Source organism: Zobellia uliginosa (genome assembly GCF_018860745.1).
Classification (GTDB): Bacteria; Bacteroidota; Bacteroidia; order Flavobacteriales; family Flavobacteriaceae; genus Zobellia; species Zobellia uliginosa_B.
The window spans coordinates 137,691-162,350 of record NZ_JAHKPY010000003.1 but is presented as its reverse complement, the minus strand read 5'-3'; the positions used below and the strand labels follow the sequence as shown (position 1 = coordinate 162,350).

Below are 24,660 nucleotides of genomic sequence, written 5' to 3'. Positions count from 1 at the left end.
TACCATAAAGCGCAGTAGCTTTGCACTATGGTAAGAAGAATTCAATTACGGGTTTCGTTAAAAGAGGAAAGTCAGCCTAACATCCTTTTAAAAAAAACCGCTAAATATTTGAGCGAAGACGAGAATAACATCACTATTAAAGTGCTGCGAAAGTCTATTGACGCACGCAAACCCTCTATTTACTTTAATTACAAGATGGAGGTCTACATTAATGAAGAACCTTCTAAAAAAGCCGACTACGTTTTCAATTACCAAGATGTTTCAAGAGCGAAGGAAGTTCACATCGTCGGTTTTGGCCCTGCGGGAATGTGGGCTGCATTACGTTGTTTAGAATTAGGGTTCAAGCCCATTGTCTTAGAGCGTGGCAACAATGTAAAGAATAGAAGACGAGATTTGAAGGCCATTAATCAAGACCATACCGTAAACGAAGATTCCAATTACTGTTTTGGCGAAGGCGGTGCAGGAACCTATTCCGACGGAAAACTTTACACCCGAAGCTTAAAAAGAGGAGATGTTCGTAGAATATTTGAAAGTTTGGTGCATCATGGTGCAACGGAAGAGATATTGGTAGATGCGCACCCACATATCGGAACGAACAAACTACCTAAAATTGTTCAGAACATTCGGGAAACGATTATTGAACACGGCGGTGAAGTCCATTTTAATACACGCCTGACCAACTTTACAATTAAAAACAACAAAATTGAAAGCCTTCAATTGCAGAACGGCACTGAAATGAAGGTAAACCGAGTTATTCTAGCTACGGGGCATTCGGCACGTGATATTTATTATTTACTGAACGATAAGAAAATCAGCTTAAAAGCAAAATCTTTTGCCATGGGGGTTCGGGTGGAACATCCTCAGCATATTATCGATTCCATTCAATACCATTGTTCGGGAGAGCGAAACGAATTGCTCCCTGCCGCTGCCTATAGTTTGGTAGAACAAGTAAAGAATCGCGGTGTGTACTCTTTTTGTATGTGTCCTGGTGGTTTTATCGTACCTGCAGCAACTGCACCTGGCGAAGTGGTTGTAAACGGTATGTCTCCTTCCAAAAGAAATAACAAATTTGCCAATTCAGGTATCGTTGTAGAAATCAATGCCGATGAAGATTTGTACAAATACGAGCGTTTTGGCGTTTTAAAAGGATTGGAATACCAAAAAGATTTAGAACGGTTGGCTTTTACCGCAGGCGGAAGAACGCAGACCGCACCCGCCCAACGTTTGACCGATTTTGTAGAAGGAAAACTTTCGGCCGACCTCAACCCTACTTCCTATCAACCCGGATTAAAATCGTCTCCCCTACACTCCTTACTACCAAAATTAATTGGCGGAAGGTTACGCCAAGGTTTTAAAGCTTTTGGTGATAAAATGAAAGGCTATTATACGGCCGAAGCAAATATTGTGGGGGTTGAATCCCGTACCTCATCACCGGTAAACATCCCCAGAACCGAAAAATTGGAACACCCCGAAATTGAAGGTCTTTTTCCTTGCGGAGAAGGTGGCGGGTATGCAGGCGGAATAGTTTCCGCTGCTATGGATGGTGAACGCTGCGCCGAGGCTGCCATTGCCGGGCTATAGCCGTTAACTATGCGGTTATCCAAACATTCGCCGTATCTTTACAGCATATTAAATATACATGACATTTAAAGATTTAGGTATTGCTTTGCCTATACTCAAAGCTATTGAGGAACAAGGATATACAAATCCCACTCCCATTCAGGAACAAGCCATTCCGATTTTACTTAACAAAAAAGATTTATTAGGAGTTGCCCAGACAGGAACCGGTAAAACGGCTGCTTTTAGTATTCCTATTATACATCATTTACATACCGATCAAGAGCAAACTAGAGGTAAGCGACGTATTAAAACGCTGATTGTAACCCCCACAAGGGAACTTGCTATACAAATTGCAGATAATTTTACTGCGTATAGCAAACATACAAGCATTAGAAATACAGTGATTTTTGGCGGTGTAAAACAGTCTCGACAAGTAAATGCACTGCGCAATGGGGTTGATGCACTTATTGCCACGCCAGGAAGGTTGTTAGACTTGATGAACCAAAATATCATCTCTTTACGGGATATTGAGTTTGTGGTTTTAGATGAAGCCGACCAGATGCTTGATATGGGGTTCATTCACGATATCAAAAAAATCATTGCGAAATTACCGAAGCAAAGACAATCGCTTTTCTTTTCGGCTACGATGCCTTCTAGCATTGTGGAGCTTTCAAAAACATTATTAGGTGATTTTGAAAGGGTAACTATAAAACCGCAACAGGCAACGGCCGAAAGAGTTGAACAAGGTGTGTATTTTGTAAGTAAACCAAACAAGCCAAAATTGTTGATTCACCTTATCAACGAGCGACCTACGGATTCTGTTTTAGTGTTTTCACGTACCAAACACGGTGCGAACAAAATAGTTAAGAAATTAGCCCAGGCCGATATTAAATCTGCCGCTATACACGGTAATAAATCCCAAACTGCTAGACAAAAGGCACTAGGAGAATTTAAAGATGGAAAACTCCGTGTCTTGGTAGCAACTGATATTGCCGCAAGGGGAATTGACGTAGAAGACCTTTCGTTAGTTGTTAATTACGATTTGCCCAATGTACCGGAAACCTATGTACACCGTATCGGAAGAACAGGTCGTGCCAGTGCCAGTGGTATTGCACTTTCTTTTTGTGATAAGGAAGAACGCGCTTATTTAAAGGATATTGAAAAATTGATAAAGCAACAGGTGCCTCGCATGCCAGAACATCAGTTTGTTGATGGTGATGAAGGCGAGAACGCTCAAGAAGAGCAAAAACCTCAGCAAAGACGACCTTCTAACAATTCTAGAAATAACAATAGAAACCGGAACCGAAACAGAAATCGCAACAATAATAAATCTGGGAATTCTAATAGCAGAAGTTCTAGCAACCGTAATCGTGGTAGTTCAAATAGACCTTCGCGAAGAGACGACTAAGCAATTACTGTTCAATCTGTTTTTGAACTATTAAAAAACCGCAAGAAGATTTTGAATCCTAATACAAATAGGTTTCTTTTCTTTTTGCGGTTTTTGTTTATGTACTTCTCTCTATTTCACTTAAAATAATAATTTGATAATTTTCCATCCGCAGAACTAAAATGTAAAATATTTAAATTGGCTTTCTAACTTATATACAGAACATCAAATGGCTTTTAGAACCCTACTCTTTTCATTCATTTTATCTGTGTTTAACACCATACATGCTCAAGATTTTAAGGTCATGAGCTATAATATTAAGTATGATAATGTAAACGACACGGTCAATAATTGGAACGACCGCAAAGCCGCCATGGTCAACTTAGTAAAGCATTATGCTCCTGAATTTATCGGTATGCAAGAGGTGGTGTACAACCAACTCACTTACTTAGATGATGCCCTTAAAGAATACAAGTATATTGGTGTTGGCAGAGACGATGGAAAGCAAAAAGGCGAGTTCTCCCCTATTCTTTATAATAGCAAAAAGTTTAAGATTTTGCAGTCAAATACGTTTTGGCTGTCTCCTTCTCCTGATAAAATCAGTGTAGGTTGGGATGCCGCCATGGAGCGTATTTGCACCTACGGTTTATTTGAAAATAAAGAAAGTAAACAAAAGCTTTGGGTCTTCAACACCCATTTTGACCACATAGGGGTTGAAGCACGTAAGAAATCGGCTGCATTGATTATTGAGAAGATAAGGGAGATTAATACAGATGCAATACCCGTTGTTCTTACGGGGGATTTTAATTTATCACCGGAAACAAAACCTATTCAGTTTTTAAAGAAGGAAATGATAGACGCACAAAAAGCCTCTACAACTCCATTCTACGGACCCACGGGAACCTTTAGTGGTTTTGACCATTCTAGAGTTTTAGACCATCGTATCGACTATATTTTCGTTGAAGGACTTAGGGTTGAAGCATACATTCATATTGATGATCGCATGGAAAACAACAAACACATTTCTGATCACCTTCCTATAATGGCAACCCTCAAAAAATAAAGCATTCTTTTCCATCCATAAAAAAACCCGAATCTCATAAGATCCGGGTTTTTGCTTTAATTCTAGATTATTACTTCTTCAAAAACGAAATCAGAAGTTCGTTAAGTTCATCTGCATGCGTAACGTTCAAACCATGAGGCCCACCTTTAATAACTTCGTATTGATTGTCAGCAATACCTTTTGCTGCCTGATCTGCAGACGTAGCCTGAGGCACCGTAGCATCTGCATCGCCGTGAACAATTAATGTTGGCACGGTAACATTTTTCAACTCGGGTCTAAAATCGGTATGCATCCAAGCTAATGCCGCTTGAATAGTTGCGCGAGGAGAAGCGTTAGAAGCGATGCTAAAATCATAGTCTAGCTGCGCCTCGCTAACCTTATCCTTATTATCCTCGTAATTATAGAATCCCGTTAAGAATTTTTCTTTCAAAAAGCCTACCCTATCATTCTGCAAGGCTCCTTTAATCCAATCCAAAGTTTCTTCCGGTACACCATCCGGGTTGTCTTCTTTCTTTTTTACCAAAGGAATAATAGAGCTTATGAGCACGGCTTTCGCAATTTTATCAGCTCCATAATCCGTGAGATAACGCACAACCTCGCCCCCACCCATAGAGAAACCAACGATTATCGCATTCTCTAAATTCAAATCTTCTATAATAGCATTTAAATCACTTGCCAAGGCAGAATAATCATAATCCTCCCAAGGGGCAGAAGATGCTCCAAAACCTCTTCTGTCATAAGCTATGCAACGGTAACCTTCTTCAACTATCTTCCAGACTTGTTGTTCCCATGCTTTATGGCTCAACGGCCACCCATGTATAAGTATAACGGGCTGCCCAGAACCATAATCTTCATAAAAAATGTCTACCGTTTCTTTTCCTTTTTTGTTCGTTATAAATGGCATATATTTATTTTTTAATTGAATTTAAATTTACGAGAATATCAGCAATGATTATGGCTTTATTCGAGTTTAAATTTGCCCAATACTCGTTTTTTACCTTTTCTTTAAACAGAAACTTTAAAAAACATCAATCCAATTTAAAGTTATGTTTATTCCGGCCCACCAACGCAATGATAATCTATCAGAAATCAAAGAGTTTATAATGGCTAACAGCTTTGGTGTTCTCGTAAGCCAATACCAAGGTAAACCCTGGGCTACACATATTCCGCTTGAATTGGAAATTAATAAAGAAGGAAAAGAAGTGCTTACCGCTCATATTGCAAAGGCCAACCCACAATGGCACGAGTTTGAGCAAAACGAAGAAGTGCTTTGCATTTTTAATGGTCCGCATTCCTACATATCCTCCTCTTGGTACAAAGAGGAAGAAGTACCCACTTGGAACTATATTGCCGTACACGTTTATGGAAAACTAAAAATCTTGAGCGAAGAAGAAGTTATGGCACATATGCACCGATTGGTAGATAAGTACGAAGCAAATTCCAAAAATCCTATCTCGCTGAACGATATGTCGCCTCAAACTTTGAAGCAAATTAAAGGTGTCGTCGGTTTTCAGATTGAAATAACTGACATTCAGGCAAAATATAAACTATCTCAAAATCGAGAACAAGATCACCCAAAAATCATTGAAGAACTTGAAGACACCAAAAACCCTATGAGTAAGGAAATTGCAAAAGCCATGAAAAATGAATAGTTCTATTTTATAGAGATTTATAAGCTTTTAGAATACGCTCTATCTGCTCATCTTTTTGCCTATTGATAATCTTGTACTGCGGATTTTTATCCAACCATTTTAAAGTTCTTCTAATTCCTTCGGAAAAAGGAATCGTAGCTTTAAAACCGGGTACAAAGGTTTTGATTTTTGAATTATCAAAAATTACACTTTCAGCTTTGTCCGCTAATAATGTACCTGTAAACGAAGGTTCAATTTTACAAATAAAGTCTGAAGCTATGTGCACCATTTTAGCCTCTTTCCCAAGGGCATCTGCCAGAATGGTGTAAATCATATTCCAGCTTAGAATTTCATCTGAAGTAATATGGAAAGCATGCCCAATAGCTGTAGTAAGACCCAATAACCCAACAAAGCCCTTGGCAAAATCATCTGCATGCGTAACGGTCCATAAAGAAGTACCATCTCCATGAACGATAATTTCTTTTCCCTTTAAAATACGGTCAGCGGTGGTGTACTCCCTAAAACCCCCAATGGCAATAGGAATCACCGTGTCATACGTTAATGAAGGACGCACGATGGTTATAGGAAAGCCAGATTCTCTGTACGCTTTCATTAAACGATCTTCGCTCTTGATTTTCTCTTGAGAATAATCCCATAAATTATTACAAAGCGGTGTAGATTCCGTTATAACAGGGTATTGCAATGGCGTTTGGTAACATGACGCGGAACTGATAAAAATGTACTGCTTCGTTTTTCCTTGAAATAAAGCAATATCTCGTTCTATATCCTCTGGTGTAAAAGCAATCCAATTTACTACTACGTCCCAAGAATGTTTTTGCAGTTCAGAAAGTTCTTCTGGTTTGTTTATATCACCAAAAATTGTATTAACTCCTTCCATTCCCGCTTTATTCGTACCTCTATTAAGGTGATACAGATCAATTCCTCTTTCTACTGCCAAACGACTAGATGCTGTACTAATATTTCCTGTTCCCCCTATAAATAAAACCTTCATTGCGCAATTGATTATTTGTTGTTCGAATATAAACATAAGCAACGGTAATTCTATAAGAGTTCAGTGACGAAATAGGCAAAATATCTCGTCATTTTAGGAGATGTTTTAAATAGCACGCAACAAAACTTTACTTTTGAAAGATGGGCAATCTTCCACTATTAAAACTTTCATCAAAATAAATGGCTTACGACGAATACCTTGCTGACCGGTCTAGACAGATTTTAAAGCAGAAACATATATTCTTTGAAGAAAAAAAAATGATGGGCAGCCTTTGTTTCATGGTAGATGAAAAAATGTGTTTTGCCATTAATATAGACAAAGACAATGAGCAGTCTCGTATGATGGCAAGAGTGGGAATGGATAATTACGAAAAAGCACTTGAACAGCCCTATTGCGGACCTATGGATTTAACCGGACGGAAGATGAAAAGCTATGTTTATGTGTATGCCGATGGAATGGATACGGACGAAGAACTTGAAGGCTGGATTCAACTTTGTTTAGACTTCAATCCTTTAGCCAAAAAAAGCAAAAAGAAAAATAAAAAATAAAAAAATCCCTGATAGACATCAATGTCCAACAAGGATTCTTAATTCCTAAACACTTAAACTATATCTCTTCTGCCAACCAAGCCTTCATCATCCAAACCGTTTTTTCTTGGCCAGTGATGAAATCACTCATCATAGAATTCGTTCCTTCATCTCCTGACTTATCAGAAGCATCTAAAATGCGTCTTTCTATAACCAGCAGTTCTTTTAATGAATCGACTATTAAACGAATAGCTTCTTCATCTTTGGTAACATTCTTGCCTACCGGCACTTTTGCATTTTTAATGTAATCTTCAAAAGTATGCAATGGTACGCCACCTAAGGTAAGTATACGTTCCGCAATCTCATCGACATTTAAATTTGCTTCGGTATATAACTCTTCAAATTTAGGGTGCAATTCAAAAAAACGTTTTCCTTTTATATTCCAGTGAATACCCCTTAGGTTCTGATAATAACGTTGAAAATTTGCCAAAAGCTCATTTAAATCTTGACTTAATGATTTTGAATCTTTTTCGCTTAATCCTATACTATTTAGTTTCATGGTTCTTGTTGTTTTTACTATGGTATAAAGGTACTTCATAATAGACCCTATTTCATGATTGATATCATTGATAGTTTTTATATTTTTATCACTCGAACTTATAGCAAATGACAATTACTCAATTACAGTACGTACTGGCCGTTGCCGAGTATAAAAACTTTACGTTAGCCGCAGAAAAAAGCTTCGTCACCCAACCTACACTTAGTATGCAAGTGCAAAAATTGGAAGACGAGTTAGATGTGCTAATTTTTGACCGAAGCAAAAAACCTATTTCCATTACTGAGGTGGGAGAAAAAATAGTAGCCCAGGCAAAGAACATCGTAAATGAAGCCAGTAGAATAAAAGATGTTGTAGATCAGGAAAAAGGATTTATAGGAGGTGATTTTACGTTAGGCATCATACCCACCATTATGCCTACCTTACTCCCTATGTTTTTAAAGACTTTTATCAATAAATATCCAAAGGTAAACTTGATTATAAAAGAGCAGAGCACAGAGACTCTCATTAGAAATATTCAAGACGGACATATAGATGCTGCAATAGCAGCTACTCCGTTAGGTATTGAGTTTATTAAAGAAAGACCTTTGTATTATGAACCATTCGTTGGTTATGTTCCTAAAGAGCATAGACTGGGTAAAGCTGAAAAACTAAAGCCTGAAGATTTAGATATTAGCGATGTACTGCTATTACAGGATGGTCATTGCTTTAGGGATAATGTAATTAATCTCTGTAAAGCACCAAGAAATTTAGATACCAAGCAGTTTCGTCTGGAAAGCGGCAGTTTTGAGACCCTAATAAATTTAGCCGATGAGAATTTAGGGATGACACTTCTGCCCTATTTGAACACTTTAGTATTGGACGAGAAAAAGAAAAGTAAACTGAAGTATTTTGAAGCCCCCTCACCCGCTCGTGAGATAAGCTTGATTTACCATAAAAGTGAATTGAAGATTCAAATTACAGATGCGTTAAGAGACGTAATCTCTAGCATTGTTAGAGGAGCTATCGCATTTCAGGATGTGCAGATTATTAGCCCTATCAATAAATAAGGATATATTCCATTTATATAATAAATGGTTATGCTATACTAGTGTGTGATAAAGTTCTAATATTAAAAAAGCCCTCCTAATGGAGGGCTTTTTACTATGACTTAATATAAATAAGTGTTTGTTCTAGCTCTGGCTTATCTGTAATATATTGTTGTAACCAGAGTTTTAATTCATCTACTTCTTCTGGAAGTAACATTGATACTGCTTTTTGTAATTCTTTAATAAATAATCTTGTGTCAAAACTAACTTTTTTCAATACTGTTTTAGAGTATTCAAGCATAGCTCTAGCCATATTTCAAAATGTTTAAGTTATTAGTTGTCCAAGAGATATTATCTCTTCATAAAGTTAAACAATAATGCATTTACTATATTGCATTGGTATAGTTAAATGTTAGCTAAATTCTTGTTAAATATCCATGACATGGGAGGTCACAGACCAAAAAAAATGAAAAAAAATTTATTTGTCCTTATTATTATCGTTTTTGCAACTAGCTGTAGCTCATACCAAAAGGCTATTCGTAAAACTACGGACAACGTTCTTATTTCCGATTTTTATAAAAATCAATTTGCGGGACTATTGGTTTTAGACCCGGAAACAAATGATACCCTATATGCCCATCAAAGTAAGAAATACTTTACTCCCGCTAGCAACACAAAAATTTTTACCCTGTATTCTTCACTGCAATTATTACCCGAAAATGTTCCGGCATTAAAGTATGCCGTAGATAAAAATACACTCTATATTCAAGGAACGGGAGACCCTTCCTTTTTGCATCCGCATTTTCAAGACAGTACTTCCTTTCATTTTTTAAAAAAATTTAACAACATAGTTTTTGACCTAACCAATTTTGAAGGAGAAAAGTTAGGACAAGGATGGGCTTGGGATGATTATCAATATTACTATCAACCAGAAATGACCCCTCTACCCCTCTATGGAAACGTAACTACCATTTTCAATACAAACGGTTTAGATGTAACGCCCGATTTTTTTAAAGACGATGTTGTGCGTACTTGGTACAAGAAGAACCGCGAATTGGATCACAATACATTTTATTTTTCCAAATCCCGCAAAGACACCATTGAAATACCTTACAGAACTGATACTCTTTTGACCAAAAAACTATTAGAATCTGCATTGAACAAAGAAGTAACTCTAACAAAACAACCCATAGAGGGGGATAAACAAATACTTTATGGACAGCCCTCAGATTCCCTTTATATTAGAATGATGCACGAAAGCGATAATTTCATTGCAGAGCAGTTATTGATTTTATCCTCGTCAACTCTATCCGATACCCTTAGCGGTAAAAAAACTAGAGAATATATTCTCAAGAATCAATTAGCTGACCTTGAGCAACCGCCTAGATGGGTTGATGGTTCTGGGTTATCGCGTTATAATCTTTTTAGTCCAGAGTCTATGGTTGCGGTGTTAAACAAGATGTACCAAACTGTACCAAAGCAGCGTTTATTCACCATCTTTCCTGAAAATGCGGTTTCAGGGACTTTAAAATCATGGGACTATAACGGAGGATACCCAAAAATGTACGCCAAATCAGGAAGTTTAAGCAATAATTATTGCTTGAGCGGATATCTGATTACAAGTACAGGGAAAATATTGGTTTTCAGCTTTATGAACAACCATTACCAACAATCTACTTCTGAAGTAAAAAAGAAGATGCAACAGGTGCTGAGGCAAATAGCAGACCTATATTAAGAATACTGGTATAATAACATTTTGAGTTATTTAAACCAATAAATTGTTGACAGCAGCATACTGCAACAATAAAATGGTCTTTGCATCTTTGATTTCACCAGAAGCGATCATACTCATGGCCACATCAAACGGATATTCAAGAACCTCTATATTTTCTGTTTCATCATCGGCACCGCCTCCATCGCCAATTTTCATTTTCTCCTCGTATGCCCCAACAAAAAAGTGAAGTATCTCCGTAACCGAACCAGGGGACATATACGATTCAAAGACTTTTTTGACATTTTCTATTTTATAACCCGTTTCTTCTTCCACTTCTTTTTTAATACAATCCTCGGGATTATCGCCATCTAAAAGACCCGCACAAACTTCTATCATCATACCATTGGCATTCCCGTTTATATAAGTGGGCATACGAAATTGTTGCGTTAATACTACCGTTCCCTTATTCTGATTGTATAATAGGATTGCCGCACCATTGCCACGGTCATAAGCTTCACGTTCTTGAGTTTCCCATGAACCATCTTCTTTTTGGTATTCGTAAACGTATTTGTTTAAAGTGTACCAATTATCCGATAAGACCTCTTTTTTAATGTTTTTTATTTTACCGTTCTTCACTATAAAATGTTCGTTGGTAGGTTTACATTATTCAAAGCTGTTCGTTTTCAAAAAAAAACTATTTAGCTCCTTCTTTTTCTCCAAAAATACGACTAAGCGCCCGTTTTGAAATAGGTTTATCAAAATAACCCTTTACTACGGGGTGCTGAGATGCACGCTGTCTTTCTTTTGTACTTAAAAATGCAGATAGAATATAAATATCGGAGGTTTTTACGTAATCAGGCATTTTTTCCAATTTTTCTAGAAACTCCCAGCCGTCCATTTTTGGCATTACCAAATCTAAAAGTATAACATCGGGTAATTCTTCCGCTCCCTCCATACTATCGGAAAGTACTTTTAGAGCAACTTCGGCACTATCAAAATCAACAACGATATAAGGCTTGTTCAATTGCTCAATACCATAGCGTGCCGCAAACAACGAAACAAGATCGTCATCTATAATCCAAATCGTTAAGGGGGTTACGTCCTCAAATTCCATAGTTCCCTGAAATATAGTAAGAAAAAACTTTCATTTACAAAAAAAATAACCAAAACTTAAAATAAATTTATATAAAAAATCTTACTTTAACCTTTTTAAGCCACTGATACCGCTTTATTGAGATATTTCCTGAAAGGGAGCATTTCTTTGTACACATTGATGATTTTTTCTTCAAAATGATTCGTAAATACCTCACTTGTAGGAAATTCGTGTGCTACCGCAAACGTTTTATTTTTTAAAAGTTCAATATGCACATGAGTATTTGAGAATCCTTTTGGGGCTTTTACAAGCTTAGAATCCTCATAAAGTCCACCAAAAATAGTCTTGAAAGATTTTCTGTTGATTATTTTCTGAAATATATCTCCGTCATAATCTATAGCATCACGAATACTTCTTAATTTTGTCGAGTCCGGACGCCAAAAGCCACCTGCCATAATACACCTCTCAATCCCTATTTCAATATAAAAATCCGCGGTTGAAGGTCTTTTGTCCAATCCGGCTCCAAAATGGTCTTTGTATACCGGCTTATTGGGATGAAACATCAGATTATTATTAATCCGGTTAATTCCCTTCTTGCCGGGAGTATCATAATACGTATCGTCTATAGCCGCCATAGTATCATTCATATGGTCTAACCATCTTATGAAATCATTACGAACGTTTTTGTACCATTTACGGTTGGTATCCATCCACTCTTTGGAATTATTTGAATTGAGTGCTTTTAAAAATTCTATCTGATTTTTGAAATCCATTTAGATATCGTAATCCGTGTGTATTCTATTATACGGGCAATTGCTCTATACAGATGTTATTCTAAAAGCGATTATCACCGCCTACAATATCACCTAAAGTACCTAGAATACTTCCTTCTCCCTTATCCTTGCCTCCTCTGGGAATTGAAGCTAAAACCCTTCCTGCAAGTCTACTAAATGGTAATGATTGAATATAAACTGTTCCTGGACCTCTTAGTGTTGCAAAGAATAGACCTTCACCACCAAAAACCGTATTTTTAATTCCGCCTACAAATTCAATATCATAATCTACCGTCTGTGAGAAACCAACAATACAACCTGTATCTACTTTAAGTACCTCACCAGCGGCAAGTTCTTTCTTTGCCAACGTACCACCCGCATGCACAAAGGCCATACCGTCGCCTTCCAACTTTTGCATAATGAAACCTTCACCGCCAAACAGTCCACGTCCCAATTTTTTTGAAAACTCAATTCCAACAGATACACCTTGGGCCGCACATAGGAAAGCATCTTTTTGACATATGAACTTACCCTGCTTTTCAGATAAATCAATAGGAAGTATTTTTCCTGGGTAAGGCGAAGCAAAACTGACAAGCTTTTTTCCTTGTCCTATATTAAGGAAAGCCGTCATGAACAGGCTTTCTCCGGTAAGTATGCGTTTTCCTGCGGAAAAAATCTTTCCTAAAACTCCAGTTTCCTGATTAGACCCATCACCAAATATAGTGTCCATTTTAATATCGGACTCCATCATCATAAAACTTCCTGCTTCTGCCACCACAGCTTCTTGCGGGTCTAGTTCTATTTCTACATATTGCATTTCTTCACCATAAATGTGATAATCTATTTCGTGTGCATTCATTTCTTTTTGTTTTTTGTTGATGCCTGTTAGTTGGAACTTAGGACTAAAATGTTACAAGAATAACCAATAAATAATTATTTTTTTAACCGAACCGTCCACTCAAAATTAAAGGTAGACACCACTACTCCATCCTCATTTACACCAGTGGATTTCATCCAAAATGCTTGTCCTTCACCTGTTTCAATAGTTTTATCTATAGCCTCCTTTATTAAATGACCATCTTCGCAGGTAAAAGTAATTTTCCCCGTAGCTTTCTTAGAAAAGTTGGCAGTGTTATTAGCTACAAGCATAGATATTTTTTTACCACTGTCCTTAATTTGAACAATAACCATTGCACCTGTACTTAACTCAGCTGCCATTCCTTGAACTGCCCAAAACATGCTTTTAAACGGATTTTGATTAAACCATTTATGCCTTACCGTTACCACTGCCCTGTTTTCATCTATTGAACGTAATCGTACTCCACTCCACCAAGCAGATGGTAATTTAAAGAACGTAAATGTGTTGAATTTCCCCGCAGATACTGCCATTGTCTTATATAATTTTTCTAAATGTATTGAAATTTTTTCTTTTTACAATTGTTAATTTCATGTTAATTTTTAGTACTTTGTTTTGCATAGTACCTTTTTTTAGACATATATTTGCATAAGAAATTACTAAGTCATGGAAAGTACAATATCAAAACACGAACGAAATTTAGCTGCAATGGTGCATGCTTCTTCCTTTTCAAAATTCTTTATTCCTTTCGGCAATTTTATTATTCCGTTAGTTTTATGGACTGCCAATAAGAAGGATTATTCAATTGTAGATAACGCAGGAAAGCAGGTTTTAAATTTTCAAATCAGCCTACTACTCTACTCTATTGTTTTAGGCATTGTTAGTATACCTGTATTTATCGGCTTCGTTCCAGATTTATTAGATAGTAGTTTATTCGGTTTAAATCATTTGAACGATTACAATAATTTAAATATTGATTTTGCAGAAAGTTTCAGGTTAAGTTCATGGCTGTTTCCTATTGGTATTGCCGGTTTGGCCCATGGAGCTTTGTTTGTTGTAAACGTAGTTTATACCATCCTAGCGATTATTAGGACTAATGAAGGACAAGAATTTTCTTATCCTATTACTATAAAATTTTTAAAATAAAAAAAGGTACTCATCACACCTCAGTCAAAAAGGAGTTTATTCATCAATCAATTTATTCCGGGTTTGCATAAGGGCTTCATTAATCACGTGGCAATAACCAAAACAAACTCTGAATAGAAAAAAACGAACAATCACACTATGCAGCGTACCATTTATAAACAGACACGTTCCCCCAATTTAAAGGAACTGCATAAAAAGAAGAAAGAAATTATGAATGTAGAAAATACAAAAGCACAAATGCGCAAGGGCGTTTTGGAGTATTGTATCCTGTCTATCTTAAACGGAAAAGACAAATACGCCTCTGAAATTCTCGCAACGCTAAAAGATGCGAAAATGCTTGTAGTAGAGGGCACCATTTACCCTTTACTGACCCGTTTGAAAAATGCGGGCCTACTCAGCTACCGCTGGGAAGAATCAACATCTGGCCCCCCAAGAAAATACTATGCACTAACAGAAACCGGCAAACTGTTTTTAAAAGAACTGGACAGTACTTGGGATGAGCTAAGAACAGCAACTAATTTGGTAACCAACAATAAATAAACCTAAAAATCTATCCTGTAATTCCATAATCAGTATGTGTTTACAGTTTTAAAACAACTAAAATGAACAAAACTATAAATATTAATCTAGCAAATATGCTCTTCCATATGGATGAGGATGCATATAACAAAATGCAGCGCTATCTAGAGTCTGTAAAGCGATCCTTTGCCAACACACCTGGCAGTGATGAAATACTAGCAGATATTGAGGCGCGTATAGCAGAACTTTTTCATGAGAAATTGGACAATGAGCGCCAGGTGATTACTCAAAAACAGGTAGACGAGGTCATAGCTATTATGGGCCAGCCAGAAGATTATATGGTTGATGAAGACATTTTTGAGGATGAACCCCATACCCAGAAAGCACAGGCGGAACCAAGAAAATCCAAAAAACTATATAGAGATACAGATCAGAAATATGTGGCCGGTGTTTCATCTGGTTTAGCACATTATTTTAATATAGACCCACTTTGGGTACGCCTTATTTGGGTATTATTAACTATTGGTTCTTCCGGTGGTTTTATCTTGATCTATGGACTACTTTGGTTATTGATTCCCGAAGCCGTAACTACTTCCCAAAAATTGGATATGCGGGGGGAGGATATCAACATCAGCAATATAGAACGTAAGGTCAAGGAAGGCTTTGATGATGTTGCCCAAAAAATTAAAAGTGTAGATTACGAAGATGTAGGGAACAAAGTTAAAAGTGGAGGTAAATCGTTTTTTGACACCCTAGGTGATATAATTATGTTCTGCTTTAAAATCTTTGGAAAATTTATTGGTGTTCTTCTGGTCATTATTGGTGCGGCTACTATTATTGGGCTTTTTATAGGCATGATAACCGTGGGTATTGCAGATATGGTTCATGTACCCGGTATTAATATGTATCATATAGTAGATGCTAGTGATATGTCTATATGGGTAATTTCACTACTTGGTTTTTTTGCCATAGGTATTCCGTTTTTCTTCCTTCTTTATTTAGGACTTAAAATCTTGGTCAACAACCTCAAATCTATTGGAAGCATAGCTAAATTTTCATTATTAGGTCTTTGGTTGATTTCCATCATTATGCTTATTGTTTTTGGAATTAAACAAGCTTCGGCAAGGGCGTTTTCTGAGTCTACTGTAAGTACTGAGCACCTTTATTTTCCGCCAGCAACAGATACTTTAGAAATCAATTTGGAATCTTACGACCGTAAATTCCGTAACAAGCGTAAAGTAGAAATGCGCAACGGACTTACAATTACCAGAAATGCCTCTGGCGAAGAAGTAATGGTAATGGATGAAGTAAGTATATATATTGAAAAATCTAGGGATAGTTTAACCAAAATAGAAATCATAAAAGAATCTGACGGTTCTTCTTTTGAAGTTGCCGAGAAATATGCAGAAGCTATAAACTATGATTATAAGGTTGATAACAACATACTCTATCTCCAAGATTTTATAACCACCGCACGTAAAAATAAGATGATGAACCAAGGGGTGCGCGTAAATCTCTATATTCCAGAAGGTACGGTAGTAAAATACACTACTGATAGTGATTATCGTTGCCATCGTTTTCACATTGAAAATGATAGAAACCTAGATGCCTGCGAGATGGGTAATTATATTTGGAAAATGGGTTCTGATGGTGAATTTAAATGTCAAGAATGTCCAGAACTAATTGATGAAGATGAGGATGATTTTGATGATGACAACAATGGAAGAAACAAAATCAGAATCAATGAAGACGGTATTGACATTGACATTCAAGATGATGGGGAATCTTTTAAAATGAAAATAGGTGAAGACGGAGTGCATATAAATTCTAACGACGGTGGTGTGGACGGTAAAAACCGAATCAATATAGATGAAAACGGTATTAATATAGATGTAGACGATAACCGCCCAGAACCAGAAGATAGTATATAAAAAAAGTAATTTTCAATACTGGTAACCAGTGTAATCAATTCAGTATCAAAATATGACGTTTGAGTCTGAAAATCTGGTAGGAAAGTAACTAATAGCTCAATTTTACACCAAGCATAAAACATCAATCTTAAAACAACAATCATGACAACTTTAATTCGTATTGCAATTGCATTTTTAGTAACACTGTTTTTATCTTCCTGTGGATTTGACGTTAATATAGGTGATTTTGGCACCGGTGAAAAAGGTAATGGCACCGTAGTAACGGCCAAAAGAGAAGTTACCGAAGAATTCACAAACATATCAGCTTCGGAAGGATTAACGGTTTATGTAACCCAGTCCAACAAATTTGATATTAAAGTTGAGGCAGATGAGAATATTATAGACCTTATTGCTACAGATATCAATAATGGAAAATTACGGATTCATGCCAAGCAAAATATTGGCAGGGCTACAAAGACAGTCTACGTTTCACTTCCGGTTATTTCCAATTTAAGTGCTTCCAGTGGATCACAAGTTCGTGTTGAAAACACAATTAAAAGTGATGACCTGGAATTGGATGGCAGTAGCGGGGGCCAAATTAATGTAGATGTAGTTGCAGATGTAATTGACATAGATGTAAGTAGTGGCGCAGGCATAAATGTATCCGGAAAAGCAAACCGTGGTGATATAGATGCCAGTAGTGGTGGAAACATAAATGCTAAAACCCTTTCTCTTAAAACATGTACCGCAGATGCCAGTAGCGGGGGGAACGTAAAAGTTCTTGTTTCCGAAAATCTTGAGGCAGATGCTAGTAGTGGTGGTAATGTTGCCTATTCTGGAAATGCTACCGTAAAAACTAAAAAATCCGTTTCAGGTAACGTGCATAAATATTAAAATCAAAAAACGAACAATCCTAAATGCAGGCTGTCGAATTTTCGGCAGCTTGTTTTTGGTTTAAATAGGTATTACTGTTAATCTTTTCTGCTTTCCAAAAAAATACGATTAGATAAGCGCAAAGCCTATTTGTCTTTTTATATTAGTAGAAACAATTGGAACATGCAGTTAGATTTAAAAAAATACGTTTTAGCCTTAAAGCATACTTTCAGTATTTCCCGTGAATCCCACGATTTTCAAAACACCCTTATTGTTAGTCTTTCCTTGAATGGGGAAACCGGATATGGAGAAACTACATCAAACCCATACTACAACATAACGGTAGAAAGTATGATGGCTGAAATAGAAAATATTAGAGCAGAAATCGAAGCTTTTAACCTAGACCACCCAGAAAATTTTCATGCTTTTTTAACTTCAAAAAAGCTATCGAATTTTTCTATCTGTGCACTAGACCTAGCCGCATGGGACCTTTTTGGACGACTAAAGGGGAAACCTCTTTACGACCTATGGGGAACCGGTAATACTATTTACCCCATTACAAATTATACCATAGGCATTGCGCCCATAGAAAAAATGGTAGAGAAAATGAAAGAAATGCCATGGCCCATTTATAAAATAAAGCTGGGTACCGAAGATGATGTTGCTATCGTAAGGGCTCTGCGCGAACATACAGATTCTATCTTTAGAATTGATGCTAACTGTGCTTGGTCTGCAGAAGAAACAATTACCAATGCTCCGTTGCTTAAAGAATTAGGAGTTGAATTTTTGGAACAGCCCTTAAAAGCGGATGACTGGGAAGGTATGGAAAAAGTTATGCACCATAGTGTGCTTCCTGTAATTGCAGATGAAAGTTGTATTGTAGAGAGTGATGTTCAAAAATGTGCGCTGCATTATAGCGGTATCAATATAAAACTCACCAAGTGTGGGGGTATTACCCCTGCTCTACGTATGATTACCGAGGCAAAGGAAATGGGAATTAAAGTGATGATAGGTTGTATGACAGAATCTACAGTTGGTATTTCCGCTATTGCTCAATTGGTACCACAACTAGATTTTGTAGATATGGATGGACCTCTACTACTAAAAGACGATATTGCAGATGGTGTAAGAATATTACCGGACGGAAAACTAATTTTTTCAAAATTGAACGGAACCGGTGTTACGCTAAGATAATGAGCCATTATATTGATACATTCCCTGGAAGAAAAATCACCTTAAGCGGGGTTTCACACCTTTATTTTGGTGGCACTTCATATTTAGGCCTCCAAACCGATGGTGATTTTCAGAAGTTATTCGTTAGCAATATTAAAAAATACGGTACAAATTACGGCGCCTCGAGAAAATCTAATATACGGTTATCTGTATTTGATGAAGCTGAAATATACTTGGCCCGTTTAGCAGGCAGTGAAGCATGCATCACATTATCATCCGGTTATCTTGCCGGTCAGTTTATAGCTCAGGCCTTGAAAACCAAAGCTCATCAATTTTTTTATGCACCCAATACACATTCTGCTCTTTATCAAACAAAAACAAAACCCTACACCACCTTTGCCGCGTTGAACATTGCTGTACGTGAACATTTAGAATCAAGTAAATCTACACCTATTGTTTTTTTGGATAGTATTGATTTTTCCGGTTGTAATTTTCCCGATTTTGAAGCTTTAAAAATTCTTCCTTTGGAAGAAATAATTTTGGTTGTGGATGATTCTCATGGGTTAGGAATTGTTGGCAAAAATGGAGGTGGTGTGTACGCTATACTAAACCAATTAAAAATCAAGGAACTAATAGTCTGTGGTTCACTGGGAAAAGGTTTTGGAATACAGGCAGGTGCCATTTTAGGCTCCAAAGAGCGTATTGATCTTTTAACCGAATCTTCTTTTTTTGGTGGTGCTAGCCCCGCAATACCGGCAGCTATGGCCACTCTTATAGAAGCCGATGCTATTTATGAAATCAAAAGGAAACGATTGAAACGTAATATGGATTTGTTCTTCAATAAGCTTAAAAAGCGTAAGGCATTTCATTTTATGAAAGGCCACCCCGCCTATACATTTTCCGATGTACAATTGACGGAATATCTAGAAGCAAACCGTATTATAGTGACCAGTTTTCCGTATCCTGATAAAAATGCTCCGCTCATGAGCCGTATTGTATTGAGTGCATCTCATAAAAAAAAGGATATTGAACATGTTTTACATTGTATCAATATCCTTCCTTAAAATCAATTAACGTTTGCTAATCTCTATCCCACCAGACCGGATCTCCTATCTCTTTAGTTACTGCTTCTACTTGCTCTCCGTTTCTGGTTTGCTCAGAGGTTGGGTATTGAGCTCTTCTAACCCATTGTCCATTAAGAATTTCGTTGTGCCCAACAGGTAATTCCAATCCTATGAAAACAGCAGGATCAAAATCATATCTTCTTAAGTCTACAAACGACTCGGGGTTTAGAAAAGTAGCAATGAACTTTTCTCTCATAATCAAGGCCATTGTTAAATTAGCTTCCCCTACAGCAATTGAAGCATCACTTAAATAAGCCGCTTTATCTGTTGGTAGAACACCAAGTTTATCCATGTTTGCTTCTATTCCTTCCAAATAAGCATTATAAGCATCTGCAGAGGTGCCAACTGATGTAGCATCGCCTCCGTTTTGAAGAAATAAGGCTTCAGACTCCATAAATTTTAGCTCAGAATAACTTCCCATTATAATGGGAGCGCTCTGGGAAGAATAAAAATTATCCGCCCCCAAATCTGTATTGGCACTAATATTATCTTCTCCCTCTGTTTCCGCAAGTTCATGACTTCCGGCAGTACCGTTTATGGCTCCTCTGTATTCCGTGTCGCCCTCTCCTATGGTGGTGATTAAAGGTAACCGTGGGTCCAGTTCTATTATAGCAAATGGAATTGATGTACCATCCATTAGGCTAACCAATTGGTCCGATAATAATACAGAGAAGTTACCGGTGTTGTTCGGTAATACGACTCCGGAATTCCATGGATTAAAATTCCTTTCATTGTATACCAACTGAAAATCGTCTTCATTGCTAGAAAAACTATTGTCTACATTATTTAAAACGCCTTCAATCGCAAGATTTTGGTCTACTTCAGAAAGATGCAGCGCATATTTTGCTTTTAGAAAATGGGCCGTTTTAATCCATTTTGAAATATCACCTCCATAAATTAAATCATCCTCGCCAATTGTAAATCCGGAACTATCAGCAGCTTCTAATGAGGTTATAGCTTCATTCAATAATGTATTAATTTGCTCATATACACTTTCTTGGGTGTCATAAGATGGTCTAAAATCTGCCTCACCTTGTAAAGCGGTTGAAAAAGGAACATCTCCCCATTGGTCTGTGGCAAGTCCTAAATTGAACGCTTGCAAAATCTTTGCAACACCAATATAATTACTGGCGCCGTTATTCTCGGCAATAGTAACCACCTGACCTAAATCTGCTAATGCTTGCAAATAAATATTGCTCCATCCTCCACTTAATTGAACTTCTTCCTGAGTATCTGCACCAGGCTCAAAATAAGAAGCCAATTGTTGCGAATATTGACAGATACTTAAAGCTATACTATATTGTGCAGAAGAAGACCTATAAATTGCCGTAGGCAACAAATCTGCTTCCGTAACATTCTCTGGAAGCTCTTTATTTGGGTCTACGTTATCGCCCAAATAATCTTCACAACTTACCAAAAGGGTAGTCGTTACCGTAATTATATATAAATATTTTAAAACTTTCATCTTTCTAGAAATTAAGGTTTAGACCAAATATGAACGACTTTGTATTAGGTATGTTAAGACCAGTAAAACCATAAGCGTTTGTACCAGCACTAAACTGACTGCCTTCTGGATCATACCCTCTAAATGGCGTATCCAGCCATAGGTTGGTTCCCGTAAAACTGAATCCCATTGTGGTAAACGGCGTGTTCTTTATAAGCTTGGAAGGAAGGTCGTAAGACAAAGTAACATTTCGTAATCGCCACCATGAAGCGTCTTGTACCAAAATTTCAGATGCACGATTGTATACCGCAGAGCTTCTATAATAATTTTCATCTATAAAAACAGGTATATTATTTGGAGACCCATCGGCCAAGACACCATCTAGAACCGTGGTAGCATCCCTAAATTCCGTAATCTGCAACACACCGTTCCTAATTCCATTTCTTTGTCCAGAATCATACAACTCACCACCTTCTTTTCGTTCTAACAGAAAGGACAGTGCCAATCCTTTATATTTTACGGTACTGCTAATACTACCTAACCAGTCTGGCAAAGCACTCCCTACTTTTACCCTATCAGAAGGATTATTGGCTACAATAGAAGGAAAACCATCGTCTCCAATTAATCTACCTCCATTTTCATGCTGCGCCCAGACATAACCAAAAAGATCACCAGGTGCACCACCTACTTCTAATTTTGAAATAACTCCTGGAAAACCACTATCCGCAAAAATAATCTCATCTACGCCAGTTGGCAATGAAATAACCTCAGCATCTACTTTAGACCAGTTTAAGGTAACATCCCACCTAAAATCATCCGTTTTGACCGGTACAATGTTTACCAGTGCTTCAAGACCCGTATTCTCAATTTCCCCAGCATTTAAAACGAAAGTATCGTATCCTGAAGATTGAGCAACCGGAACTGGTAGAATTTGGTCTTTACTGTTCTGCTTATAATAGGTGAAATCTATTCCGAAGCGATTATTGAAAAACTTAAACTCACCACCAAATTCAACAGAAGCCGTTCTTTCTGGTTTTAAGGTGCTTGAACCTCCAGAAGTATCTCTTGACAAACCGTCTACGGTACCAAATGGAAAATTAGATGGTTGGTCATAGTAGATACCAACATACGCCGATGCATCCTTACCCACTTCCGCATAAGACGCCCTAAACTTGGCATATGTTAAGAAATCCGGTAAGCTTCCTGCATCTTGTAGTGTTTGTGAAAGAACATAACTTAAGTTAAAAGACGGATAAAAGAAACTTCTATTTTCTTTGGGCAAGGTAGAAGACCAATCATTTCTTCCTGTTACATTTAAGAACAAGGTGTTTTTGTACTCCAATCTAAAATCTCCAAAAAGCCCCACAATCTTACGCTCTGCACCACCTATATCCTCAAAAAAGTTATTGGCCTGACCAAACGCTGTCATATTATCTGGGTCTAGACCCTCTGCACGGGTTGTTAACCGCCTACTTTTAGTATCGGAAATTTGATTACCTACAAGTAATGAACCCGTTAAATCCTCATTAAAGTCTTTGGAAAGCGTTACAAATAGATTAGAAGTTAATTCATTGTAATTTAAACCTTCATCAACAATAAAGCCACCAGTAGCAGAACCCGGGTCAATATCCGGCGGTACAAAACGAAGGCGTGAATCATGATAATTATCCACCCCTAATTGGTACTGAACGGACGCCCAATCATTAAACTTATAATTAAACTTGGTGTTCGCTAAAATTCTATTCACCTTACTATCCAAATAACTTACTTCAGCAAAATACCGAGGGTTATCCACAATTCCGGCCGTATAGTTTTTCTCATCCCCATTAGGTAAAACGTAATCATTTACATCTATAGTCGGTGACCAATAGGACAGAGAACTCATAACGGATTTATCACCTCCATTTGGCAACCTTCCGTCAGAAACAATGTACGATAAAGAAGGTTCAACAGTAAACTTATCCGTAATATTGATAGTTCCCGATAACTTTAGAGAGGTTCTATCAAAATACGTATTAGGTACTAAGCCTTCATCATCGGAACGGGAAATAGAACCAAAATAAGTATAGCTCTCGCCACCACCACTAATGTTCAAAGAGTTATTGGTGGTAAAAGCTCTATTAAAAAAGTTTTTAAAATTATCATAGTTTTTATCATTAGGTCCGTATTCTGGTCCCAATGTCCAAAACCCAAAGCTATTGTCATCAGCAAAATCATAACCATCCGGAGCGTTGTTATTTGAAGTTGAAATACTTTCGCCCCCTCTACCTTCTCTCCATTTGGTCTGAACATCAGGAGTTTTATTCACCTCTTGCCAGCCTATGCTTGTCTTAAGATTGAATTTTGTTTCTCCGTTCTTACCTTTCTTTGTTGTAATTACAACAACACCATTTGCAGCTCTTACCCCATATAGTGCCGTAGCCGCGGGGCCTTTTAAAATAGAAACACTTTCTATATCATTAGGATTTAAATCCGCTCCCCTATTGGTAAAGGAAAACTGCTCTGAAGATGATGGCGCGTTAGACCCCGTACTTGGCAAAAGACTTCCCGTTGAAGCCTCATTACTAATAGGAATGCCATCAACAACAAATAGGGGCTGATTGTTCGCTGACGGATTTAAAGAAGTTATACCCCTTATTATAATGCTAGACCCAGCTCCAGCAGCACCACTACTGGAATTGATATTAACACCGGCTACCTTACCTTGTATACCACTTAATACATCGCCATTATTATCACGGTTAAGTTCTTCCGAACCAATTTCCTGAATAGCGTAACCCACTGAGCGCTTTTCTTTTTTAATACCTAATGCTGTTACGACCACCTCGTTTAACTGTTGGGCGTCTTCTTCTAGGACTATATTTATAGTTTGGTCGGTACCAATGGTCATACTTTTGCTCTTCATACCTATGTACGAAAAGTTAAGTACATCACCTTCTGAAGCTGATATGGTATAATTACCGTCAAAATCCGTAGTGGCCCCTTTGTTTGTTCTTTCGACCACAATTGATACGCCCGGAAGCGGAAGATTTTTTGCGTCGGTGACATTTCCTGAAATTGTTTGCCCAAAAGACGTGTACGAACACAAGAGCGCAAACATTGCGAGTGTAATATTCTTCATATATATTTATTTGGAGTTAGTTTATATTATAAATTTAGCAAATAGTAAAGTAAAAACATCGCTGAACCCTGCCGAAATAACAGTTTAACATAATAAAGCCCTCTAATTATAGATATGTCGATTTTTATCGATTTAGATTTCAAATCACCA

At 37.3% G+C, this 24,660-nt stretch carries 24 protein-coding genes; 13 read left to right on the top strand and 11 right to left on the bottom strand.

Features of this window, described 5'->3' with window-relative positions; genetic code table 11:
• Nucleotides 1-27 precede the first annotated feature (27 nt).
• From KO521_RS04465 to KO521_RS04455, 3 genes are all read left to right on the top strand, one after another.
• Nucleotides 28-1,581 (top strand): NAD(P)/FAD-dependent oxidoreductase, encoded by a 1,554-nt coding sequence (locus tag KO521_RS04465; RefSeq protein ID WP_215938713.1) that lies wholly within the window; start codon nt 28-30, stop codon nt 1,579-1,581.
• A 58-nt stretch (nt 1,582-1,639) separates the two neighbouring features.
• Nucleotides 1,640-2,968 (top strand): DEAD/DEAH box helicase, encoded by a 1,329-nt coding sequence (locus KO521_RS04460; RefSeq protein WP_215938712.1) that lies wholly within the window; start codon nt 1,640-1,642, stop codon nt 2,966-2,968.
• Nucleotides 2,969-3,251: 283 nt separating this feature from the next.
• Nucleotides 3,252-4,010, top strand: a complete 759-nt coding sequence (locus KO521_RS04455) for an endonuclease/exonuclease/phosphatase family protein (RefSeq protein WP_215938711.1) — start codon at nt 3,252-3,254, stop codon at nt 4,008-4,010.
• A 70-nt stretch (nt 4,011-4,080) separates the two neighbouring features.
• Here the strand turns inward: KO521_RS04455 and KO521_RS04450 are convergent, their stop codons facing one another.
• A complete protein-coding gene (locus tag KO521_RS04450) occupies nt 4,081-4,914 on the bottom strand; it encodes an alpha/beta fold hydrolase (RefSeq protein ID WP_215938710.1) in 834 nt (277 codons plus the stop codon).
• A 142-nt stretch (nt 4,915-5,056) separates the two neighbouring features.
• On the opposite strand from KO521_RS04450, the gene KO521_RS04445 reads away from it, so the two are divergent.
• Nucleotides 5,057-5,662, top strand: a complete 606-nt coding sequence (locus KO521_RS04445; protein ID WP_215938709.1) for an FMN-binding negative transcriptional regulator — start codon at nt 5,057-5,059, stop codon at nt 5,660-5,662.
• 7 nt (nt 5,663-5,669) lie between these two features.
• On the opposite strand, the gene KO521_RS04440 is transcribed toward KO521_RS04445, so the two are convergent.
• Nucleotides 5,670-6,653, bottom strand: coding sequence for an SDR family oxidoreductase (locus tag KO521_RS04440; RefSeq protein WP_215938708.1), 984 nt, complete (start codon nt 6,651-6,653; stop codon nt 5,670-5,672).
• Nucleotides 6,654-6,832: 179 nt separating this feature from the next.
• Here KO521_RS04440 and KO521_RS04435 point away from each other — a divergent pair, with 179 nt between their 5' ends.
• Nucleotides 6,833-7,201: a TfoX/Sxy family protein gene (locus tag KO521_RS04435; protein ID WP_215938707.1), complete on the top strand. Its 369-nt coding sequence runs from the start codon at nt 6,833-6,835 to the stop codon at nt 7,199-7,201.
• 58 nt (nt 7,202-7,259) lie between these two features.
• Here KO521_RS04435 and KO521_RS04430 read toward each other — a convergent pair whose 3' ends face one another.
• The gene (locus KO521_RS04430) at nt 7,260-7,739 is read right to left on the bottom strand and encodes a Dps family protein (RefSeq protein WP_215938706.1); all 480 of its coding nucleotides are present in this window, start codon (nt 7,737-7,739) and stop codon (nt 7,260-7,262) included.
• Nucleotides 7,740-7,846: 107 nt separating this feature from the next.
• On the opposite strand from KO521_RS04430, the gene KO521_RS04425 reads away from it, so the two are divergent.
• Nucleotides 7,847-8,785, top strand: a complete 939-nt coding sequence (locus tag KO521_RS04425; RefSeq protein ID WP_215938705.1) for a LysR substrate-binding domain-containing protein — start codon at nt 7,847-7,849, stop codon at nt 8,783-8,785.
• A 94-nt stretch (nt 8,786-8,879) separates the two neighbouring features.
• Here KO521_RS04425 and KO521_RS04420 read toward each other — a convergent pair whose 3' ends face one another.
• On the bottom strand, nt 8,880-9,077 hold the full coding sequence (locus KO521_RS04420) for a hypothetical protein (RefSeq protein WP_215938704.1): 198 nt from the start codon (nt 9,075-9,077) through the stop codon (nt 8,880-8,882).
• A 153-nt stretch (nt 9,078-9,230) separates the two neighbouring features.
• On the opposite strand from KO521_RS04420, the gene KO521_RS04415 reads away from it, so the two are divergent.
• Complete coding sequence (locus KO521_RS04415) at nt 9,231-10,499, top strand: D-alanyl-D-alanine carboxypeptidase/D-alanyl-D-alanine-endopeptidase (protein WP_215938703.1); 1,269 nt, start codon at nt 9,231-9,233, stop codon at nt 10,497-10,499.
• A gap of 30 nt (nt 10,500-10,529) precedes the next feature.
• Here the strand turns inward: KO521_RS04415 and nudK are convergent, their stop codons facing one another.
• The 5 genes from nudK to KO521_RS04390 all read right to left on the bottom strand — a co-directional run bounded on the left by nudK (nt 10,530) and on the right by KO521_RS04390 (nt 13,733).
• The gene (gene nudK / locus KO521_RS04410) at nt 10,530-11,114 is read right to left on the bottom strand and encodes a GDP-mannose pyrophosphatase NudK (RefSeq protein ID WP_215938702.1); all 585 of its coding nucleotides are present in this window, start codon (nt 11,112-11,114) and stop codon (nt 10,530-10,532) included.
• A 58-nt stretch (nt 11,115-11,172) separates the two neighbouring features.
• A complete protein-coding gene (locus tag KO521_RS04405) occupies nt 11,173-11,592 on the bottom strand; it encodes a response regulator (RefSeq protein ID WP_215938701.1) in 420 nt (139 codons plus the stop codon).
• A 95-nt stretch (nt 11,593-11,687) separates the two neighbouring features.
• A complete protein-coding gene (locus tag KO521_RS04400) occupies nt 11,688-12,344 on the bottom strand; it encodes a DUF2461 domain-containing protein (RefSeq protein WP_215938700.1) in 657 nt (218 codons plus the stop codon).
• 61 nt (nt 12,345-12,405) lie between these two features.
• Complete coding sequence (locus KO521_RS04395) at nt 12,406-13,203, bottom strand: TIGR00266 family protein (protein WP_215938699.1); 798 nt, start codon at nt 13,201-13,203, stop codon at nt 12,406-12,408.
• A 74-nt stretch (nt 13,204-13,277) separates the two neighbouring features.
• Nucleotides 13,278-13,733 (bottom strand): DUF4442 domain-containing protein, encoded by a 456-nt coding sequence (locus KO521_RS04390; RefSeq protein WP_215938698.1) that lies wholly within the window; start codon nt 13,731-13,733, stop codon nt 13,278-13,280.
• 133 nt (nt 13,734-13,866) lie between these two features.
• On the opposite strand from KO521_RS04390, the gene KO521_RS04385 reads away from it, so the two are divergent.
• From KO521_RS04385 to KO521_RS04360, 6 genes are all read left to right on the top strand, one after another.
• Nucleotides 13,867-14,346 (top strand): DUF4870 domain-containing protein, encoded by a 480-nt coding sequence (locus tag KO521_RS04385; RefSeq protein ID WP_215938697.1) that lies wholly within the window; start codon nt 13,867-13,869, stop codon nt 14,344-14,346.
• Between the two features lie 210 nt (nt 14,347-14,556).
• Nucleotides 14,557-14,886, top strand: coding sequence for a PadR family transcriptional regulator (locus KO521_RS04380; protein ID WP_155596681.1), 330 nt, complete (start codon nt 14,557-14,559; stop codon nt 14,884-14,886).
• A 62-nt stretch (nt 14,887-14,948) separates the two neighbouring features.
• Nucleotides 14,949-16,796, top strand: a complete 1,848-nt coding sequence (locus KO521_RS04375; protein WP_215938696.1) for a PspC domain-containing protein — start codon at nt 14,949-14,951, stop codon at nt 16,794-16,796.
• Nucleotides 16,797-16,937: 141 nt separating this feature from the next.
• A complete protein-coding gene (locus KO521_RS04370; protein ID WP_215938695.1) occupies nt 16,938-17,669 on the top strand; it encodes a head GIN domain-containing protein in 732 nt (243 codons plus the stop codon).
• Between the two features lie 162 nt (nt 17,670-17,831).
• Complete coding sequence (locus tag KO521_RS04365; protein WP_215938694.1) at nt 17,832-18,842, top strand: dipeptide epimerase; 1,011 nt, start codon at nt 17,832-17,834, stop codon at nt 18,840-18,842.
• Nucleotides 18,842-19,885, top strand: coding sequence for an aminotransferase class I/II-fold pyridoxal phosphate-dependent enzyme (locus KO521_RS04360; protein ID WP_215938693.1), 1,044 nt, complete (start codon nt 18,842-18,844; stop codon nt 19,883-19,885). The genes KO521_RS04365 and KO521_RS04360 overlap by 1 nt, the downstream gene beginning before the upstream one ends.
• Before the next feature lie 16 nt (nt 19,886-19,901).
• Here the strand turns inward: KO521_RS04360 and KO521_RS04355 are convergent, their stop codons facing one another.
• Both KO521_RS04355 and KO521_RS04350 read right to left on the bottom strand, forming a co-directional pair.
• Complete coding sequence (locus tag KO521_RS04355) at nt 19,902-21,410, bottom strand: SusD/RagB family nutrient-binding outer membrane lipoprotein (RefSeq protein WP_215938692.1); 1,509 nt, start codon at nt 21,408-21,410, stop codon at nt 19,902-19,904.
• A gap of 4 nt (nt 21,411-21,414) precedes the next feature.
• A complete protein-coding gene (locus KO521_RS04350; protein ID WP_215938691.1) occupies nt 21,415-24,510 on the bottom strand; it encodes a SusC/RagA family TonB-linked outer membrane protein in 3,096 nt (1,031 codons plus the stop codon).
• Nucleotides 24,511-24,660: the final 150 nt, after the last annotated feature.

Bases quoted from the DNA above. Each gene is read 5' to 3' on its own strand.
- KO521_RS04465 (WP_215938713.1), top strand. From the start codon at position 28: ATGGTAAGAAGAATTCAATTACGGGTTTCGTTAAAAGAGGAAAGTCAG.
- KO521_RS04460 (WP_215938712.1), top strand. From the start codon at position 1,640: ATGACATTTAAAGATTTAGGTATTGCTTTGCCTATACTCAAAGCTATT.
- KO521_RS04455 (WP_215938711.1), top strand. From the start codon at position 3,252: ATGAGCTATAATATTAAGTATGATAATGTAAACGACACGGTCAATAAT.
- KO521_RS04450 (WP_215938710.1), bottom strand. From the start codon at position 4,914: ATGCCATTTATAACGAACAAAAAAGGAAAAGAAACGGTAGACATTTTT.
- KO521_RS04445 (WP_215938709.1), top strand. From the start codon at position 5,057: ATGTTTATTCCGGCCCACCAACGCAATGATAATCTATCAGAAATCAAA.
- KO521_RS04440 (WP_215938708.1), bottom strand. From the start codon at position 6,653: ATGAAGGTTTTATTTATAGGGGGAACAGGAAATATTAGTACAGCATCT.
- KO521_RS04435 (WP_215938707.1), top strand. From the start codon at position 6,833: ATGGCTTACGACGAATACCTTGCTGACCGGTCTAGACAGATTTTAAAG.
- KO521_RS04430 (WP_215938706.1), bottom strand. From the start codon at position 7,739: ATGAAACTAAATAGTATAGGATTAAGCGAAAAAGATTCAAAATCATTA.
- KO521_RS04425 (WP_215938705.1), top strand. From the start codon at position 7,847: ATGACAATTACTCAATTACAGTACGTACTGGCCGTTGCCGAGTATAAA.
- KO521_RS04420 (WP_215938704.1), bottom strand. From the start codon at position 9,077: ATGGCTAGAGCTATGCTTGAATACTCTAAAACAGTATTGAAAAAAGTT.
- KO521_RS04415 (WP_215938703.1), top strand. From the start codon at position 9,231: ATGAAAAAAAATTTATTTGTCCTTATTATTATCGTTTTTGCAACTAGC.
- KO521_RS04405 (WP_215938701.1), bottom strand. From the start codon at position 11,592: ATGGAATTTGAGGACGTAACCCCCTTAACGATTTGGATTATAGATGAC.
- KO521_RS04400 (WP_215938700.1), bottom strand. From the start codon at position 12,344: ATGGATTTCAAAAATCAGATAGAATTTTTAAAAGCACTCAATTCAAAT.
- KO521_RS04395 (WP_215938699.1), bottom strand. From the start codon at position 13,203: ATGAATGCACACGAAATAGATTATCACATTTATGGTGAAGAAATGCAA.
- KO521_RS04390 (WP_215938698.1), bottom strand. From the start codon at position 13,733: ATGGCAGTATCTGCGGGGAAATTCAACACATTTACGTTCTTTAAATTA.
- KO521_RS04385 (WP_215938697.1), top strand. From the start codon at position 13,867: ATGGAAAGTACAATATCAAAACACGAACGAAATTTAGCTGCAATGGTG.
- KO521_RS04380 (WP_155596681.1), top strand. From the start codon at position 14,557: ATGAATGTAGAAAATACAAAAGCACAAATGCGCAAGGGCGTTTTGGAG.
- KO521_RS04375 (WP_215938696.1), top strand. From the start codon at position 14,949: ATGAACAAAACTATAAATATTAATCTAGCAAATATGCTCTTCCATATG.
- KO521_RS04370 (WP_215938695.1), top strand. From the start codon at position 16,938: ATGACAACTTTAATTCGTATTGCAATTGCATTTTTAGTAACACTGTTT.
- KO521_RS04365 (WP_215938694.1), top strand. From the start codon at position 17,832: ATGCAGTTAGATTTAAAAAAATACGTTTTAGCCTTAAAGCATACTTTC.
- KO521_RS04360 (WP_215938693.1), top strand. From the start codon at position 18,842: ATGAGCCATTATATTGATACATTCCCTGGAAGAAAAATCACCTTAAGC.
- KO521_RS04355 (WP_215938692.1), bottom strand. From the start codon at position 21,410: ATGAAAGTTTTAAAATATTTATATATAATTACGGTAACGACTACCCTT.
- KO521_RS04350 (WP_215938691.1), bottom strand. From the start codon at position 24,510: ATGAAGAATATTACACTCGCAATGTTTGCGCTCTTGTGTTCGTACACG.